This window comes from Streptomyces sp. NPDC048197, assembly GCF_043202395.1.
In the GTDB taxonomy this organism is placed as follows: domain Bacteria; phylum Actinomycetota; class Actinomycetes; order Streptomycetales; family Streptomycetaceae; genus Streptomyces; species Streptomyces siderophoricus.
Genome location: NZ_JBIDAJ010000068.1, coordinates 1 through 16963, shown reverse-complemented (window position 1 = coordinate 16963; position 16963 = coordinate 1). Strand labels below are relative to the sequence as shown.

General features: G+C 72.8%; 10 protein-coding genes. 7 read left to right on the top strand and 3 right to left on the bottom strand.

Annotated features, from left to right (window positions below; genetic code table 11):
- Positions 1 to 568: 568 nt before the first annotated feature.
- Positions 569 to 1429, bottom strand: a complete 861-nt coding sequence (panB, locus tag ACGF4C_RS38860; RefSeq protein WP_393573319.1) for a 3-methyl-2-oxobutanoate hydroxymethyltransferase — start codon at positions 1427 to 1429, stop codon at positions 569 to 571.
- Between the two features lie 218 nt (positions 1430 to 1647).
- Here panB and ACGF4C_RS38855 point away from each other — a divergent pair, with 218 nt between their 5' ends.
- The 4 genes from ACGF4C_RS38855 (at position 1648) to ACGF4C_RS38840 (ending at position 6594) form a co-directional block, all read left to right on the top strand.
- Positions 1648 to 3276 (top strand): MFS transporter, encoded by a 1629-nt coding sequence (locus ACGF4C_RS38855; protein ID WP_393573317.1) that lies wholly within the window; start codon positions 1648 to 1650, stop codon positions 3274 to 3276.
- Positions 3273 to 3935: a TetR/AcrR family transcriptional regulator gene (locus ACGF4C_RS38850; protein ID WP_393573315.1), complete on the top strand. Its 663-nt coding sequence runs from the start codon at positions 3273 to 3275 to the stop codon at positions 3933 to 3935. Before ACGF4C_RS38855 ends, ACGF4C_RS38850 begins: the two co-directional genes overlap by 4 nt.
- 251 nt (positions 3936 to 4186) lie before the next feature.
- Entirely contained in the window at positions 4187 to 5191 is a 1005-nt protein-coding gene (locus ACGF4C_RS38845; RefSeq protein WP_393573321.1) for an endonuclease/exonuclease/phosphatase family protein, read from the top strand.
- Positions 5192 to 5367: 176 nt separating this feature from the next.
- Entirely contained in the window at positions 5368 to 6594 is a 1227-nt protein-coding gene (locus ACGF4C_RS38840; RefSeq protein WP_393573313.1) for an MFS transporter, read from the top strand.
- Positions 6595 to 6657: 63 nt separating this feature from the next.
- On the opposite strand, the gene ACGF4C_RS38835 is transcribed toward ACGF4C_RS38840, so the two are convergent.
- A complete protein-coding gene (locus ACGF4C_RS38835; protein WP_393573311.1) occupies positions 6658 to 8412 on the bottom strand; it encodes an NAD+ synthase in 1755 nt (584 codons plus the stop codon).
- Between the two features lie 113 nt (positions 8413 to 8525).
- Entirely contained in the window at positions 8526 to 10553 is a 2028-nt protein-coding gene (locus ACGF4C_RS38830) for a multicopper oxidase domain-containing protein (RefSeq protein WP_393573309.1), read from the bottom strand.
- Positions 10554 to 11053: 500 nt separating this feature from the next.
- Here ACGF4C_RS38830 and ACGF4C_RS38825 point away from each other — a divergent pair, with 500 nt between their 5' ends.
- The 3 genes from ACGF4C_RS38825 to ACGF4C_RS38815 all read left to right on the top strand — a co-directional run bounded on the left by ACGF4C_RS38825 (position 11054) and on the right by ACGF4C_RS38815 (position 16717).
- Positions 11054 to 11941, top strand: coding sequence for an alpha/beta fold hydrolase (locus ACGF4C_RS38825; protein WP_393573307.1), 888 nt, complete (start codon positions 11054 to 11056; stop codon positions 11939 to 11941).
- 318 nt (positions 11942 to 12259) lie between these two features.
- On the top strand, positions 12260 to 13621 hold the full coding sequence (gene glnA / locus ACGF4C_RS38820; protein WP_030416878.1) for a type I glutamate--ammonia ligase: 1362 nt from the start codon (positions 12260 to 12262) through the stop codon (positions 13619 to 13621).
- Positions 13622 to 13648: 27 nt separating this feature from the next.
- The gene (locus ACGF4C_RS38815; protein ID WP_393573305.1) at positions 13649 to 16717 is read left to right on the top strand and encodes a bifunctional [glutamine synthetase] adenylyltransferase/[glutamine synthetase]-adenylyl-L-tyrosine phosphorylase; all 3069 of its coding nucleotides are present in this window, start codon (positions 13649 to 13651) and stop codon (positions 16715 to 16717) included.
- Positions 16718 to 16963 lie beyond the last annotated feature (246 nt).

Here is a 16963-nt window from a genome sequence, read left to right as displayed (position 1 = left end):
CCCTCCGGCCCGTCCCCTCCCGTTGGGGGAGTGTGCGGGTGAGTGGGGGCGTGCGTTGTGGCACGTGCACCTGGTGTCGCAGGTCAGTGGGAATACCTCACCCGGCGCGTCGAGTTGTGGCCCCGCAGGGGGGCCTCGCGACCCTTACGGGTTCTGTTCGACCGTCCCCTACGGGTCCCCCAAACCCCTTGCATCCCCAACGCTCGCCCCCACTACCTTCTTCCCATCCCTCAACGGGAGGGGACGGGCCGGAGGGGCCGGTTGTGTGGACGTAAAGCGTCAGCAGTCCACACAACCGGCCCCGGAGGTCCGTCACCGCACCCACCGCAAACCCAGCCCGCCGCAGGCGCAACGCCGACCAAGCCCCGCGGCGCCGCAGATGAGTACGTGCGGGGCGCCGCAAAGCGCAACGGCGAGACGACCCGCGGCGGGACAGACGGGTACGTGCGAGGCGCCGCAAAGCGCAACGGCGACCAAGCCCCGCGGCGGGACGGCCAGCTACGTACGCGGCGCCGCAAAGCGCACCGGCGAGCAACCAGCGCGGCGCCGCAGCCGAGTACGTGGGCGACTACTGAAACGTGTGCTCAGGCGCAGGAAACGTGCCCGCCACGACCTCCTCGGCGAAGGCCTTGGCCGCGCCGCCGAGCAGTTCGCGCATTTCGAGGTACTTCTTGACGAACTTCGGTACCCGGCCGGAGGTCATTCCGGCCATGTCGGTCCACACCAGGACCTGCGCGTCGCACTCCAGGCCCGCGCCGATGCCGACGGTCGGGATGTGCAGCGAGCGGGTGACCTCGGCGGCCAGTTCGGCGGGGACCGCCTCCAGGACCACCGCGAACGCGCCCGCGTCCTGGACCGACTTGGCGTCCCGCAGCAGCTGCTGGGCGGCCTCCTCGCCGCGGCCCTGGACCGGGTAGCCGCCGAAGGCGTGCACCGACTGCGGGGTCAGCCCGACGTGTGCCATCACCGGGATGCCGGAGGAGACCAGCAGCTCCACCTGCTCCGCGGAGCGCTCACCGCCCTCCAGCTTGACCGCGCCGACCCCGGCCTCCTTCACCAGCCGGGTGGCGTTGCGCAGGGCCTGGACCGGCCCTTCCTGGTACGAGCCGAACGGCAGGTCCGCGACGACGAGGGACCGCTTGGTGCCCCGGACGACCGCCGCGGACAGGATCGTGATCTCGTCCATCGTGACGGGCACGGTGGACTCGTAACCGAGGTGACAGTTGCCCATCGAGTCGCCGACGAGGAGGACCGGGATCCCGGCCTCGTCGAAGACGGAGGCGGTCATCGCGTCGTAGGCGGTGAGCATCGGCCACTTCTCGCCGCGCTCCTTGGCGGCGGCGATGTCACGCACGGTGATCCGGCGCGAGCTCGTACCCCCGTACAGGGACTTGGGCACCGGCTTCTGGGCAGGCGAAGGCTGCGTCATGGTGACGGCTCCTGTTCGTCATCTCGAGGCACCCTGACGGTGTCCCCGGACTCCCCACCATGCTGGCACGACCGCGCGGCAAAGGAAAAGGGAGGGCGCAGCGGAAGCCGTCACGCCACAACCGCGGGAGAGTGGGACGTACGGCCGCCCCGCCGGGAAATACGGGCGCGGCGCATCAATACGGAACGGACTCGTATCGAAAAGCGTAGGGTGTCGGCATGGCCACCTCCTCGACCCCACCGACCGCACCGGGCGGCCCGCCCGTCCGGCAGGTCCCCGACCGGGTGCACCGGCGCCGCTGGGCGATCCTGTCCGCCCTCATGCTCAGCCTGCTGATCGTGGTGCTGGACAACTCCATCCTGAACGTCGCCATGAAGACGATCGCCACGCCGGCCCCGCACGGCCTCGGCGCCACCCAGAGCGAACTGGAATGGGCGATCAATGCCTACACGCTGGTCTTCGCCGGGCTGCTGTTCACCGCCGGCCTGCTCGGCGACCGGCTCGGCCGCAAGAAGACGCTGCTCTTCGGCCTGGCGGTGTTCGGTACCGGCTCGGTGCTCGCCGCGTTCGCCGGCTCGCCGACCCAGCTGATCGCCTTCCGCGCCCTCATGGGCCTGGGCGGCGCCTTCGTCATGCCGGCCACCCTCGCGATCCTGATGAACGTCTTCGAGCGCGAGGAGCAGCCCAAGGCGATCGGCATCTGGGCCGGCGGGGTGGGCCTGGCCATCGCGATCGGCCCGATCGCCGGCGGGCTGCTGCTGAACCAGTTCTGGTGGGGCTCGGTGTTCCTGGTCAACGTGCCCATCGTGCTGATCGCGCTGACCGCCATGCTGATCCTGGTGCCCGACTCCAGGGACCCCAGCCCCGGCCGGCTGGATCCGGTCGGCGTGCTGCTCTCCGTCGTCGGACTGGTCCTGCTGGTCTACGGGATCATCAAGGGCGGCCAGCTCGCCGACTTCACCGAACCGCAGGTGATCGGCACGGTCGTGGGCGGCCTGGTGGTGCTCGCCGGGTTCGTCGTGCACCAGAAGCGCAGCGACCACCCGTCGATCGACATCAACTACTTCCGCAAGCCCGCGTTCTCCGCCGCCATCGCCGCCATCGCCCTGGTCTTCTTCTCCCTGATGGGCGTCACGTTCTTCATCGTCTTCTACGTGCAGAGCGTGCGCGGCTACACCCCGCTCCAGGCCGGTCTGCTGCTCCTGCCGCTGGCCGCCGCCCAGATGATCTTCGCGCCGCGGGCCCGGCTGGCCGTGGACCGCTACGGCGCCCGCGCGGTGTGCACCTTCAGCATGTTCGTGGTGGCCGACACCATGCTGGGGCTGCTGCTGCTGGACACCGACACCCCGATCTGGGTCATGGAGGCGCTGTTCTTCCTGCAGGGCGCCGGCATGGCGCACATCATGCCGCCGGTCACCGTTTCGATCATGCAGTCGCTGCCCCGCGAGAAGGCCGGTTCCGGCTCGGCGCTCAACAACGTCTTCCGGCAGGTCGGCGGCACCCTCGGCGTCGCCGTCCTGGGCTCGCTGCTGTCCACGAGCTACCGGGACCGCATCCAGGGCGTCCTGGACGCGGTGCCCGGACTGTCGGACGGCGCCCGGCACGCGGCCGGTGAGTCGATCGAGGCCACCCTCGGCCTCGCGGAGCGGATGGGCGCCCCGGGCCGGCCGCTGGTCATCGCCGCGAACGACGCCTTCGTCCACGCCATGCACGTCACCGCCCTCGGGTCGGCCACCGTCTCGGCCGTCGGCGCCCTGGTCGTGCTGGCCTTCCTGCCGGGCAAGAAGGGACCGGCGCCGCAGTCCGCGGAGCCCCAGGGCGAACGGAAGGCGGGCGCAGCGCGATGAGCCGGGCGGCACGGGACCCCCAGCCGGCGGTGGCCGGCGCGGAGCCGGACCCGGTGGCGGCGGAGCGCCGCGGCCGGCCGCGCAGCGCCGCGGCCGACTCCGCGATCATCGAGGCGGTGCTCCGCCTGATCGAGAACGGGGCGTCCATGGGCGAGCTGTCCATGGAAGGGATCGCCCGCGAGGCCGGCGTCGGCAAGGCCACGGTCTACCGCCGCTGGTCCGGCAAGGACGCCCTGATGCTGGACGTCATGCGGTCCCTGGACGCCCCGCTCCCGCCGCTCGACGGCGACTCGGTCCGCGACGACCTGGTGTCCCTGCTGGAATTCCTCCGCCGCCGCGGCCTGGCCAAACGGGACTCCGCGCTGCTGCGCACCGTCGTCAGCCACGTCCAGGCGCACCCGGAGCTGTGGGAGGAGTACCACCGCTCGGTCGTCCGGGCCCGCACCGAGGCGCTGCTCGCGGTGCTCCGCCGGGGGATGGCCAACGGCGAGATCCGCACCGACCGCCCCGTCGACACCCTCGCCGACCTCTTCGTCGGCCCGATGCTGGCCCGGGCCTTCCTGCACCGGTGGAAGGACCTCCCCGAGGGGCTGGCCGAGGACATCGTCGACACGGTCCTCGACGGCGTACGGCCCCGCCCCCGGGCCGCGGCGGGCTGAGTGCCCACCGGCCCGCGTCCCGGGCACCCGGCACCATATGACCGGACCATGCCCGTTCTGTCACAGCCGTTGTCACGGACCCGATGACCGGAACCCCGGCCCGCACCACCGCCGTCCTCCCCTCCGAAGAGCGCGCGGCACGGCCCGGCGCGAATCTAAGAAACCGCATTACGGCCATCACCTAGGGTCGGTGATCACGGGTGACAGCACCGGAGCAAGGCAGTGAGGACGGCGGAATGGCGCAGGCATACATGACGGAGCCGGAGCAGGGGCGGGGGTCCGAAGGGGCCGGTTCCCGGGCCGGACGCCTGCGGAACTGGTGGCGTCCCGACGGGATGTGGCGGCGCGGCATCGTGCTGGCGGTGCTGGCGGTGGTGCTCGGGCTGCTGATGATGCTGCACGCCCGGGTCCCCAACGACGTCGGAAACCTGGGCAGCCTGCTGGAGACCTTCCTGCCGTGGCTCGGCCTCGGCATCCCGCTGCTGCTGCTCGCCGCGGTCCTGCGCCGCTCCGCGACCGCCCTGGTCGCGCTGGTCCTGCCGGCCTTCGTCTGGGTCAACCTGTTCGCCGGGCAGCTCACGGACAAGGCCGGCACCGGCGGCAACGTCACCGTCGTCACCCACAATGTGAACGCCGACAACCCCGACCCGGCGGCCACCGCCCGGGACATCGTGCACTCCGGCGCGGACGTCGTCGCCCTGGAGGAGCTGACCGGCGACGCCCTGCCCACGTACCGCAAGGGGCTGGCGAAGGCGTACCCGTACCACACCGTGCAGGGCACGGTCGGCCTGTGGAGCAAGCTGCCGCTGAGCGACGCCGGGCCGGTGGACATCAAGATGGGCTGGACCCGTGCGCTGCGGGCCACCGTCACCGCCACCGACGGCCGGCAGTTCGGCGTCTACGTGGCCCACCTGCCGTCGGTCCGGGTCAAGGTCGAGGCCGGCTTCACCGCCAACCAGCGCGACGGCAGCGCCGAGGCGCTGGGCGAGGCGATCGCCGCCGACCCGGTCAAGAAGGTCATGCTGCTCGGCGACCTCAACGGCACCATGAACGACCGCTCGCTGGCCCCGGTCACCTCGCAGATGCGCTCCGCCCAGGGCGCCGCCGGTGACGGCTTCGGCTTCAGCTGGCCGGCCGGCTTCCCGATGGCCCGGATCGACCAGATCATGATGAAGGGCATGGACCCGGTCAAGGCGTGGGTGATGCCCTCGACCGGCAGTGACCACCTCCCGGTCGCCGCCTCGGTCAAGGTGTGACGGGCCGACGCGGCCCCGTAACGTCCCGTTCCCCCGCTGGAATACTGCGCCTGGGAGACTTTGTTCCGTAAGAGAACTTAAGAGACCGTGGAAGTCCCGTGCGTCCTGCCGGCCCGGCAGGACGCACGGCCACGTCTCCGCCCGCACGTACGGAACGCGTCCCCGAAAGGTTTTCCATGCCCTTGGCTCTGCTCGCACTCGCGATCTCGGCCTTCGGTATCGGCACCACGGAATTCGTGATGATGGGCCTGCTGCCCAACGTCGCGGACGACCTGGGCACCTCGGTGCCCACCGCCGGCTACCTCGTCTCCGCCTACGCCCTCGGCGTCGTCATCGGCGCCCCGCTGCTGACCGCCCTCGGATCCCGCATCCCCCGCAAGCGGATGCTCGTCTGCCTCATGGCGGTCTTCACGGTCGGCAACCTGGCCTCCGCCCTGGCCCCGAACTTCGGGCTGCTGATCGCCGGCCGGCTGCTGGCCGGCCTCCCGCACGGCGCCTTCTTCGGCGTCGGCGCGGTGGTCGCCGCCCGGCTGGTCCGCGAAGGCCGCCAGGCCCGCGCGGTCGCCACCATGTTCCTCGGCCTGACCATCGCCAACATCGTCGGCGTGCCCGCCGCCACCCTCCTCGGCCAGCGGCTCGGCTGGCGCGCCACCTTCCTCATCGTGGCCGCCATCGGACTGATCGCCATGGCCGCGCTGGCCCGGCTGATCCCGCCGCTGCCCGCCGAGGAACGCACCGGCCTGGCCCGCGAACTGCGCGCGCTCGGCCACCGCCAGGTGCTCCTCGGCCTGCTGACCACGGTCTTCGGCTTCGCCGGCATCTTCGCCGTCTACAGCTACCTGGCGTCGATGATGACCCGGGTCACCGGCCTCGCCGAGAGCTCGGTCCCGCTCGTGCTGGCCCTCTTCGGCATCGGCATGACCCTCGGCGCGCTCGCCGCCGGCCCGCTCACCGACCGCGCGCTGCGCCCCACCCTCTACGGCTCCCTGGCGGGGCTGGCCCTGGTCCTTGCGGCCCTGCACTTCACCGCCCCGGTGGCGTGGGCCGCCATGGTCACCGTCGTCCTCGTCGGCGCGATCGGCTTCCTGACCACCACGCCCCTGCAGATGCTGGTCATGAACAAGGCCCACCAGGCCCCCACGCTGGCCGCCGCCTCCAACCAGTCCGCCTTCAACCTCGCCAACGCAGGCGGCGCCTGGGCCGGCGGGCTGGCCCTCTCGGCCGGCTGGGGCTGGACCTCCCCGGCCCTGGTCGGCGCCGTGCTGGCCGCCCTCGGCCTGGCCGTCGCGGTGACCGCCGGCCTGCTGGACCGGGCCCCGCACGACCCCTCGCGCATCGTGGCCCGCAGCGACGACGCCCCGGCCCCGGCCGAAGCGGGCGCCCGGACCGGCGGCGGGTCGTAACCGGCCGGCGCCCCGCGACCGGCCGGCCACCCTGGGGGACACACCCCCGGTGCCCTCAGACCCTCAGCGGCCCTCGCGCCAGTGGTTGGTGATCGGCAGCCGGCGGTCCTTGCCGAAGCCCTTCGCGGAGATCTTGGGGCCCGGTGGGTACTGCCGGCGCTTGTACTCGGCGTGGTCGACCATCCGCAGGACCCGGGTGACCAGCGCGGCGTCATAGCCCTGGGCGACGATGTCGGCGTGGCCGCGGTCCCGGTCGACGTAGAGCTCCAGGATCCCGTCCAGCACGTCGTAGTCGGGCAGCGAGTCGGTGTCGACCTGGCCGGGGCGGAGCTCCGCGCTCGGCGGCTTGGTGAGGGTGTGCTCCGGGATCGGCGGGGTCCGGCCGCGGTCCGCGGCGGCCTGGTTGCGCCAGCGGGCCAGCTCGTAGACCACGGACTTGTAGACGTCCTTGATGGGGCCGTAGCCGCCCACCGAGTCCCCGTAGAGCGTCGAATAGCCGCAGGCCAGCTCGGACTTGTTGCCGGGGGCGAGGACCAGGTGGCCCTCCTGGTTGGAGATCCCCATCAGGGTCGTACCGCGCAGCCGGGACTGGAGGTTCTCCTCCGCAAGACCGGTCAGCGAGAGCGAGTCCATGTAGGCGTCGAACATCGGCCCGATGGGGACCGTACGGAACGCCAGGCCGGTCCGGCGGGCGAGTTCGGCCGCGTCGGTGAGCGAGTGCTCGGAGGAATAGCGCGACGGCATCGCCACCGCGTGCACCTGCGCGGCGCCCAGCGCATCACAGGCGATCGTGGCGACGAGGGCCGAGTCGATGCCCCCGGAAAGACCGACCACGACGCTGCGGAAGCCGTTCTTCGCCACGTACGCGCGCAGGCCGACGACCAGCGCGGTGTAGATCTCCTCCAGGTCGACGAGGCGCTCGGCCTGGCCGCCGGGGCTCTTTGGCGGGTACGCCGGCAGCGGGTCGGCGGAGAGCACGAGGTGGTCCACGCGCAGCCCGTCGTCCAGGACACCGGCCGGCGGCTCCGGCGCCGCCGCGGGCAGGTCCAGATCGACCAGCACACAGCCCTCCGCGAACTGCGGCGCCCGTGCGATCACCCCGCCGTCCTTGTCCACCACGATCGAGTCGCCGTCGAAGACCAGCTCGTCCTGGGCGCCGATCATGGCGAGATAAGCCGTGGCGCAGCCGGCCTCCTGCGCCCGCTTGCCGACCAGCTCCAGCCGGGTGTCGTCCTTGTCCCGCTCGTACGGGGAGGCGTTGATGGACAGCAGCAGCCCGGCCCCCGCGCTGCGGGTCGCCGGCACCCGGCCGCCGTCCTGCCACAGGTCCTCGCAGATGGCCAGCGCGATGTCGATGCCGTGCAGCCGGACGACGGGCAGCGTGTCGCCGGGCACGAAGTAGCGGAACTCGTCGAAGACGCCGTAGTTGGGCAGGTGGTGCTTGGCGAAGGAGAGCGCGACCGTGCCGCGGTGCAGCACCGCGGCGGCGTTCTGCGGGGCGCCGGCCGGGCGTCCGTAGCGCGGCCGGTCCTGCTCGCAGCGGTCGAGATAGCCGACGACGACGGGGAGTTCGCCCAGGCCCTCGTCGGCCAGCCGGCCGGCCAGCGCCCGCAGCGCGGCCCGGCTCGCCTCGACGAACGACGGGCGCAGCGCGAGGTCCTCGACGGGATAGCCGGTGAGCGCCATCTCGGGGAACGCGACGAGATGGGCGCCCTGGTCGGCGGAGTGCCGGGTCCAGCGCACGATCGTCTCGGCGTTCTGCGCGAGGTCCCCGACGCAGGAATCGATCTGATTGAGGGCGAGGCGGAGTTGAGGCACCCCGCCAGTGTAATCGTCTTTCTGACGCAATGGGGGGAGAGTGCATGCGGGGAGAGGCGGAAGGCCGGGCCGGGCCGGCGTCCGGGGGAGGGCGCCGGCCGCCCGTCCGTCCCCTACGAGCGGTAGCCCAGGACCGTCATCATCCCCGACTCCGAGTGGTAGATGTTGTGGCAGTGGACCATCCACAGCCCCGGGTTGTCGGCGTAGAAATCGACCGCCAGCCGCCGCCCCGGCAGCACGATCGTGGTGTCCTTCCGGGGCCCGCCGTGCGGCAGCGCGAAGTGGTGGCCGTGCAGATGCATCGGATGCCACATCCGGGTGTGGTTGCGGAAGACCATCCGCACCCGCTCACCGGACCGCACGGGATAGCGCTGGTACGGGGAGTACGGCCGGCCGTTGATCGCCCAGTTGTACCGGGCCATGTTGCCGGTGAGGGTCATGTCGATGACACGGTCGGGGCGGCGCGACGAGAGCCGTACGGACGCGGCCGCCTTGAGCTGGTCCGCGGTCATCAGCCTGCCGCGCAGCTCCGCGGGCCGGTCGGACGGGCCGGGCGCGGACCCGTGCCCGGTCCGCAGCACGGCCAGCGCGGAACGGTTCCGCTTGCCCTCGGCGAGCGCGGTCAGCGGGAAAACGCCGTCCTCGGCGGTGACCAGGACGTCGTAGCGCTCGCCCACACCGAGCAGCAGCGCGTCCGTCTTGGCGTGCCGCACGGGGTAGCCGTCGGTGTGGGTCACGGTCATCCGGTGGCCGCCGAGCGCGACCCGGTAGGACGTGTCCCCGCCCGCGTTGATGATCCGGATCCGGATCCGGTCGCCGGGCCGGGCGCGGAAGGTGTGCGGATGCCGGGCGGTACGGCCGTTGATGAGGTGGAGCGGGTGGTCCACCGAGCCCGGGTCGCCCCAGAGCCGCCGTCGCCCGCCGAACAGCCGCCGCGCCGAGCCGTGCCCGTGCCCGCCGCCGTGCCCGTGGTCGCCCCTGCCGTGCCCGCGCCCGTGGCCGTGCCCGTCGTGCCCGTGCCCGTCGTGACCGTGCCTGTTGGCGGTCCCGCCGCCGCCCTTCCCGTCGTCACCCATGTCCATGTTCATGTGCGTGCCCATACCGCCCATGTGGCCCATGCCCCCGCCGTGCCGGCCCGCGCGCTTGAGGAATCCGGCCAGTACGGCGTCCGGGGTGCGGCCGTCGATCCCGTCGATCCAGTCGTCGATCAGGACGACCCACTCCCGGTCGTACGAGAGCGGCTCCCTGGGGTCGTCGACGATCAGCGGTGCGTACAGCCCGCGGTCCAACTGCACGCCGACGTGCGGGTGCAGCCAGTGCGTACCGGGCTCGTTGACCATGAAGCGGTAGACGGAGGAGCCGCCGGGCCGGATCGCCCGCTGGGTGAGGTCCGGGACGCCGTCCATGTCGTTGCGCACGTGCAGCCCGTGCCAGTGGACGGTGGTGGACTGCGGCAGGTGGTTGTGGAGGGTCAGCGCGATCCGCTCGCCCGCGGTGACCCGGATCTCCTTGCCCGGCAGTTCGTCGCCGTACGCCCAGGTCCGTACCGTCCGGCCGCCACCCAGCTCGATACGGGTCGCGGCGGCGGTCAGGGTGAAGTGCCGGACGGGGCCCGTGCCGCGCTCGCGCTCGCACTCGGCCACCTCGGGGCCATCGGGGGTCACATAGCCCCGCGGGGGTCTCCCACCGGAACCACCGCCGCCGTGGGAGCCGTGCGTGCCATGGGAATCGTGGGAGCCGTGCGCGCCATGGGAGCCGTGCCCGTCATGGTCCTTGTGGGAGCCGTGAGGCGGCGGGCTGCCGGCCGAGCCGTGCAAGCCGTGGGAACCGTGCGCGCTGGGGGACGGGTGGGGGCGGCGGGAGGGGTGGGAGCCGTACAGACCGGCCTTGACGTCCGGGCCGGAGCCGGTGTCCGACGTGCCGCAGGCGGCCAGCAGCCCGCTGCCGGCGACCGCGGCCCCCGCACCGAGCAGGGCGCGCCGCGAGGGCGTCCGGGGACCGGCGGGCCGAGCGTCACCCGGGGCATCGGACCGGCCTTCGGGCCGTACGTCCGACGGGCCTTCCGAGGGGCCGCCCGCCGGGCTTTCCGACGGGGCACCGGACGGGTCGTCGTGCAGGACAGGGCGCTGCGAATCGCGCATGGAAGAGAGCACCTCGAAACGGTGTCGGTGTGAGCAGGGTCGGCTGCGGGTCGGCTGACGGAGGTTCCGCCGCGGACTCCCGGGGACGTCGGCGACGGGGCGCGCTACCGGGCGCGCGGCACCGACGAGGGGGCGGGGAATATGGGGCGCGGCGGCGCAGATATCGGCCACCGGCCGGGCAGCAGACCCGCGCGTACCGTCCTCGTGCACCGCGGCAGCCGGCCGCACCACGCGGCGGCGGCCGTGCCCTGTGCACGCATCGCGGACCTCCCGACGAGGACGGCGGACACCGGAGGGGGCCGCCGGTTCGCACCCTACCCCCGAGGGGTATCACCCTCCACCGGAGCGCCGCCGAACGGGGCGTCGCCCGCCTATCCTTGGCCTTCCCGCCCCACCGGCGGGCCCCGGGCACGTCCGGCGCGGCCGGGAACCCCCGTACGGCCGGCCGGGTCCGCCCGAGCACCCGGATGTCCGTGACCGGTACAGGAGATCCCCCACCGATGAGCAGCCACCGCCTCCCCACCCCCGGCCGGTTCGTGCGCGTCGACGGGGTGCCGCTGCACGTCGTGACGGAGGGCTCCGGTCCGCTCTGCGTGCTCAGCGGCGGCCTCGGCATGGCGTGGTTCGACTGGGACGCGGTCGCCGCGCTGCTCGCCCCCCACCGCACCGTCGTCCGCTTCGACCGCCCCGGCCTCGGCCTCAGCGCCCGGGCGCCCGCGCCGCCCACCCTGGCCGCCGAGGCCGACCGGATCGCCCGGCTCCTCGACGCGCTCGGCCACCGCGGCCCGGCCACCGTCGTCGGCCACTCCCTCGCCGGGTTCCACGCCGAGGGGTTCGCCCGGCTGCACCCGGAGCGCTGCGCCGGAGTCGTCCTCGTCGACGGCAGCATCGAGGAGGACCCGCGGCCCCTGCTGCCGCGGGCGGTGCGGACGGCCTGGGCGGGCGGGGTGGCCGGGGCGCTGTCCGCGGCCGGTCTGCCGCGCGCCCTGGGCCCGGCCGCCCGCCGCCTGGTGGGCCGCGCCTCGACGGTCGGCAGTCATCCGCCGCACCCCTGGGAGCGGGCCGGCTACCGCACCAGCCGGGTCGCCCGGGCCTGCGTCCTGGAGAACGCCACCTACCCCTACCAGGCCGCCGAACTCGCCGCGCTGCGCCGGGACCGCCCGATGCCACCCGTCCCGGTGACGGTCCTGGCGGCCTACGACGGCAGCGAGACCGCCGGCCGGCTGCGCTGGCTGGAGCGCCAGCGGGCCCTGGCCGCGGAACTCGGCGGGCGGTTCGCCCTCGCCGCCCCCGCGGGCCACCTGGTGATGGCCGACGTCCCGGAATCCGTGGCCCACGCCGTCCTGGACCTCACCGGCACCGGCCGCGACACCGCCCCGCTCGGGTAGCCCCGTACGGCACCCGCCGTCCCCGCCCGGTCACCACCCGGAACCGACCGGAACGCCCCGCTCAACAGCTGGTCAACGGCCCCTCAGGGCGGCTTCAAGAGTGGGCCAAGCGGCCCGATTGCCGCCGCCGGCTGCGCTGAGCTTGCTCGCTGCGGGAAAGGATGCGGGAAGGAAGCGGAGCGGGGGTTACGGGTCGACGGTTCTGGTTCAGGCCAAGGGTGCGTAATGTGACGGTAACCCCCTCACGTGATACTGGTTGCCACGCGCGTCGTTCGACGTACGTGGACAGGCCGATTGACCTGCAAGGATTGGTGACCCATGGACAAGCAGCAGGAGTTTGTGCTCCGGACGCTGGAAGAGCGCGACATCCGCTTCGTCCGGCTGTGGTTCACCGATGTGCTCGGCTTCCTGAAGTCGGTGGCCGTCGCGCCCGCCGAGCTGGAGCAGGCCTTCGACGAGGGCATCGGTTTCGACGGGTCGGCCATCGAAGGCTTCGCCCGGGTGTACGAATCCGACATGATCGCCAAGCCCGACCCCGGCACCTTCCAGATCCTCCCCTGGCGCGCCGAGGCCCCCGGCACCGCCCGGATGTTCTGCGACATCCTGATGCCGGACGGCTCCCCCTCGTACGCCGACCCCCGCTACGTCCTCAAGCGGATCCTGGCGAAGACCTCCGACCTCGGCTTCACCTTCTACACCCACCCCGAGATCGAGTTCTTTCTGCTCAAGGACAAGCCCGTCGACGGCTCCCGGCCGATCCCCGGCGACTCCTCCGGCTACTTCGACCACACCCCGCAGAACGTCGGCATGGACTTCCGCCGCCAGGCGATCACCATGCTGGAGTCGATGGGCATCTCGGTGGAGTTCAGCCACCACGAGGGCGCCCCCGGCCAGCAGGAGATCGACCTGCGCTACGCCGACGCACTCTCCACCGCCGACAACATCATGACCTTCCGGCTGGTCATGAAGCAGGTCGCGCTGGAGCAGGGCGTCCAGGCGACGTTCATGCCCAAGCCGTTCTCCGAGTACCCCGGCTCCGGCATGCACACCCACCTCTCCCTCTTCGAGGGCGACCGCAACGCCTTCCACGAATCCGGCTCGGAGTACCAACTCTCCAAGGTGGGCCGCTCGTTCATCGCCGGTCTGCTCAAGCACGCCGGCGAGATCTCCGCCGTCACCAACCAGTGGGTGAACTCCTACAAGCGCATCTGGGGCGGCGCCAACCGCACCGCGGGCGCCGGCGGCGAGGCCCCCTCGTACATCTGCTGGGGCCACAACAACCGCTCCGCGCTGATCCGCGTCCCGATGTACAAGCCCGGCAAGATGGGCTCCACCCGGGTCGAGGTCCGCTCGATCGACTCCGGCGCCAACCCCTACCTCACCTACGCCGTCCTGCTCGCCGCCGGCCTCAAGGGCATCGAGGAGGGCTACGAGCTGCCGGCCGGCGCCGACGACGACGTCTGGGCGCTGACCGACTCCGAGCGCCGGGCGATGGGCATCGAGCCGCTGCCGCAGAACCTCGGCGAGGCCATCGAACTCATGGAGCGCAGCGAACTCGTCGCCGAAACCCTCGGCGAGCACGTCTTCGACTTCTTCCTCCGCAACAAGAAGCAGGAATGGGAGGAGTACCGCTCCGAGGTCACCGCCTTCGAGCTGCGCAAGATGCTGCCCGTGCTCTGAGCCACCGCGCCACCGAGAGGCTGGACCATGGCACTACCCGCTCCGCAGGGACGGCGGAGCAGCACGTTCGGCCGGCTGCTGAGGCACGGGTTCACCGACCCCTCGGCGGCCGGGGAACTGCTCGACGCCCCCGAACTCGCAGCCGTCCGCGACGACTCGGTCCTCCTGGAGGCCTTCGGCGGCACCGCCGACCCCGACCTGGCCCTGCGGGGACTGGTCCGGCTGGTGGAGGCGCTGCCGGAGGACGAGCAGCAGGCGCTGCTGAGCACCCTCGTCGCCGCGAAACCGCTGCGCGACCGGCTGCTCGGCGTACTGGGCGCCTCCGAGGCGCTCGCCGACCACCTCGCCCGCCACCCCGGCGACTGGCGGTCACTGGTCACCTACGAGTCGGCCGACCTGCACCCGACCACCCCCGAGTTCGAGCAGGCACTCGCCGAGGGCATCTGGGGCGAGCAGGGCGCCGCCCGGCCCCGCGCCGACGCGCTGCGCGCCGCCTACCGCCGGGCCCTCCTCGGCATCGCGGCCCGCGACGTGTGCGGCACCACGGACGTCGCCGAGGCCGCGGCGGAACTCGCCGACCTGGCCACCGCCACCGTCCGCGCCGCCCTGCAGATCTCCTACGAAGAGGCGCCCGGCGACGCCGCGGTCTGCCGGCTGGCCGTCATCGCCATGGGCAAATGCGGCGGCCGGGAGCTGAACTACGTCTCCGACGTCGACGTCATCTTCGTCGCCGAGGCCAAGGACGGCGTCGACGAAGCCAAGGCACTGCAGGCCGCGACCCGGATCGCCGCCCGCATGATGCAGCTGTGCTCGGACAACACCGTCGAGGGCACCATCTGGCCGGTCGACGCCAACCTGCGCCCCGAAGGCCGCAACGGACCCCTGGTCCGCACCCTCAGCAGCCACCTCGCCTACTACCAGCGCTGGGCCAAGACCTGGGAGTTCCAGGCCCTGCTCAAGGCCCGCCCGATGGCCGGCGACCTCGGCCTGGGCCAGGAGTACGTCGACGCACTCGCCCCGATGGTGTGGGAGGTGGCCGAACGGGACAACTTCGTCTCCGACGTCCGCCAGATGCGCCGCCGGGTCGTCGAGAACATCCCCGCGGCGCAGATCGAACGCGAACTCAAGCTCGGCCCCGGCGGCCTGCGCGACGTCGAATTCGCCGTCCAGCTCCTCCAGTTGGTGCACGGCCGCAGCGACGCCACCCTGCGCAGCGCCACCACCCTGGACGCCCTGGCCGCCCTCGCGGCCGGCGGCTACGTAGGACGTCAGGACGCCGCCGCCCTGGACGCCGCCTACCGCTTCCTGCGCACCCTCGAGCACCGCATCCAGCTGTTCCGCTTCCGCCGCACCCACCTGATGCCCGAGGACGAGGCCGAACTCCGCCGCCTGGCACGGTCGCTGGGACTGCGGACCGAGCCGGTCGACACCCTCCGCAGGGAGTGGAGATGGCACGCCAGGGAGGTGCGCCGACTGCATGAGAAGCTCTTCTACCGCCCCCTGCTCGATGCCGTCGCCCATCTGGAGCCCGGCGAGGCCCGGCTGTCGGCCAAGGCCGCCGGTCACCGCCTCGAAGCGCTCGGCTACGCCGACCCGGTGGCCGCCCTGCGCCACCTGGAGGCGCTGGCCTCCGGCGTGACCCGTAAGGCCGCCATCCAGCGGACCCTGCTCCCGGTGCTGCTCGCCTGGTTCGCGGACTCCGCCGACCCGGACGCCGGACTGCTCAACTTCCGCAAGGTCTCCGACGCACTCGGCAAGACCCCCTGGTACCTCCGGCTGCTGCGCGACGAGGGCGCGGCCGCCGAGAACCTCGCCCGGGTGCTCTCCGCCGGCCGCCTCGCCCCCGACCTGCTCCTGCGCGCCCCCGAGGCGGTGGCCCTCCTCGGCGCCCCCGACGGCCTCCAGCCCCGCAGCCGCGCCGCCCTGGAACAGGAGGTGCTGGCCGCGGTCGGCCGCGCGGACGGCGCGGAGGCGGCGGTCGCGGCGGCCCGCGGGGTCCGCCGCCGGGAGATGTTCCGCACCGCCGCGTCCGACGTGATCGGCGCGTACGGCACGGAGTTCAGCCCCGCCGACACCGATCACGGCCACTCCGTCGACGCGGTCGGCTCCGCGCTCTCCGACCTCAACGCCGCCACCCTCGCCGGTGCGCTGCGCGCCGCGGTCCGCGCCCAGTGGGGCGACACCCTGCCCACCCGCTTCGCGGTGATCGGCATGGGCCGCTTCGGCGGCCACGAACTGAGCTACGGCTCGGACGCCGACGTCCTCTTCGTCCACGAACCCCGCGAGGGAGCCGACGAACAGGAAGCCGCCAAGGCCGCCCACGCGGTCGCCAACGAAATGCGCCGGCTGCTCCAACTCCCGTCCTCCGACCCGCCGTTGCTCATCGACGCCGACCTCCGCCCGGAGGGCCGCACCGGCCCGCTGGTGCGCACCCTCGCCTCGTACGCGGCCTACTACCGGCGCTGGTCGCTGGTCTGGGAGGCACAGGCCCTGCTGCGCGCCGAACCGGTCGCCGGCGACCCCGACCTCGGGCAGCGCTTCATCGAGCTGATCGACCCGCTGCGCTACCCGGCCGAGGGCCTGGGCGACGAGGCGGTACGCGAGATCCGCAAGCTCAAGGCCCGGATGGAGTCCGAACGGCTGCCCCGCGGCGCGGACCCCACCACCCACGCCAAGCTGGGCCGCGGCGGCCTGAGCGACGTCGAGTGGACGGTCCAGCTGCTCCAGATGCAGCACGGCTGGGAGGTCCCCGGCCTGCGCACCACCCGCACCCGCGAGGCCCTGTCCGCCGCCCACGCCGCCGGGCTGATCGCCACGGAGGACGCCCAGATACTGGACGAGGCGTGGGTCCTGGCGGCCCGGGTCCGCAACGCGGTGATGCTCGTACGCGGCCGTCCCGGTGACACGTTCCCGGTCGACGGCCGCGAACTGGCCGCGGTCGGCCGCTACCTCGGCTACGAGGACGGCCTCAGCCGCCGCCCCACCGATAACGGCCGCGGCAACGAGGCCTCCGGCCGCAGCGGCGAAATGATCGACGACTACCGCCGCATCACGCGACGGGCACGCAGCGTCGTGGAACGGCTCTTTTACGCCTGACCTGTCCGCTGCGCTTTGCGGTGCCTCCCACGTAGCTGGCCGTCCCGCCGCGGTGGTTACTCGCCGTTGCGCTTTGCGGCGCCGCGTACGTAGTTGTCTGCGGCGCCGCGGGGCGTCTCGCCGTTGCGCCTGCGGCGGGCTGGGTTTGTGGTGGGTGCGGTGACGGGCCTGCGGGGCCGGTGTTTGGGACTGCTTCGCTTTACGTCCCAAACACCGGCCCCTCCGGCCCGTCCCCTCCCGTTGGGG